The 1532-nt window shown below is 65.6% G+C and carries 2 protein-coding genes; both read right to left on the reverse strand.

The features are described from left to right. On the reverse strand, positions 1-519 hold a 519-nt coding region (locus ACE3PP_RS18615; RefSeq protein WP_374384774.1), incomplete at its 3' end, for a 2-hydroxychromene-2-carboxylate isomerase. Between the two features lie 70 nt (positions 520-589). Then, the coding region (locus tag ACE3PP_RS18620; RefSeq protein ID WP_374384775.1) for an acyl-CoA dehydrogenase family protein at positions 590-1532 on the reverse strand (943 nt) is incomplete at its 5' end.

Genomic DNA, 1532 nt, shown 5'->3' on the forward strand with positions numbered 1-1532 from the left:
GCCGGCTTTCATGGCCTGATCGACTTCGTCCTTGAGGCGCGCCTTGATTTCCGGGCTTTGCAGTGCCGCAGCCAGGCTGTCGCGGTCGACACCCAGATCGGCGGCAATTTCGAGCACCGTGTCGGGGGCAGAGATGTCGCGGTTGTCGACGAACAGCGCGCGATAGACGGCATGGGCGAAGCGGCGGGCGAGGGCGCAGTCCTGCCCGTGCAGCCAGTAGAAGGCACGCGCGGCGTTCTGCGTCGGCAGCGGGAAGAGCGTCGGGGGCCGGTAGGCGACGCCCATGAAGCGTGCCGAGCGGGCGAAGTCGTGGACCGAGTAGGCCGCCTTGGCGGCGTTCTGCAGGGTCAGCGGGGCGCCGCCGGTAGCCTGGAAGACGACCCCGAGCAGGATCGGGTGCCAGCGTACCTGGCGCCCGTAGCGGGCGGCGACCTCGTCGATGCGCTCGCTCAGCAGATAGCCGTAGGGGCTGGAGAAATCGAACCAGAAGTCGATCGGGGCCTTGTCGGTTTCACTCATGTTTGTCTCCTCGTGGCTGCGGCTACCGGACATTTTTGGCTATTTTTGTCCGTCGACCGCAGCGCTCGACTTATTCGGTCGCGATCGCCCGGCCGATGACCAGCCGCTGAATGTCATTGGCGCCTTCGTAGATCTGGGAAATGCGCACATCGCGGTAGATGCGCTCGACCGGGAAGTCGCTGGTGTAGCCGACCCCGCCGTGGATCTGGATGGCGTCGGAGGCGATCTTCTCGGCGGCTTCCGAGGCGAACATCTTGGCCATCGAGGCTTCCTTCAGGCAGGGCTTGCCTGCATCCTTGAGCTGCGCGGCACGCCAGACCATCAGGCGGGCGGCGTCGAGCAGGGTGTTCATGTCGGCCAGGCGGAAATTGACGGCCTGGTGCTCGATGATCGGCACGCCGAAGGTGACGCGTTCCTTGGCGTAGCGCACGGCTGCCTCGAAGGCGGCGCGGGCCATGCCGATGCTCTGGGCGGCGATGCCGATGCGGCCGGCTTCGAGGTTGGAGAGGGCAATCCGGTAGCCTTCGCCTTCCTTGCCGAGCAGGGCGCTGGCCGGCACGCGGCAGTTTTCGAGGATGATCTGCACGGTATCGGAGGCGTGCTGACCCATCTTGTCCTCGGTACGACCGACGATGAAGCCCGGTGTGTTGGTCGGGATCAGGAAGCAGGAAATCCCTTTCTTGCCGGCCGCCTTGTCGGTCACGGCGAAGACGATGGCCATGTGAGCGTGCTTGCCGGTGGTGATGAACTGCTTGACGCCGTTCAGCACGAAGGAATCACCGTCGCGGTCGGCGCGCGTGGTGATCGCCGCGGCGTCGGAGCCGGTGTGTGGCTCGGTCAGGCAGAAACAGCCCCACTTCTCGCCACGGGCGAGCGGCTTGAGCCATTCCTCCTTCTGCGCGTCGGTGCCGTACTTTTGCGTGATACCGCAGGCCAGCGAGTTCTGTACCGAGACGATGGTCGAGGTGGCGCCGTCGCCGGCTGCGATTTCCTCGAGCGTCAGCACCAGCGAC

This window comes from Dongia sp. (genome assembly GCF_041910485.1).
In the GTDB taxonomy this organism is placed as follows: Bacteria; Pseudomonadota; Alphaproteobacteria; order Dongiales; family Dongiaceae; genus Dongia.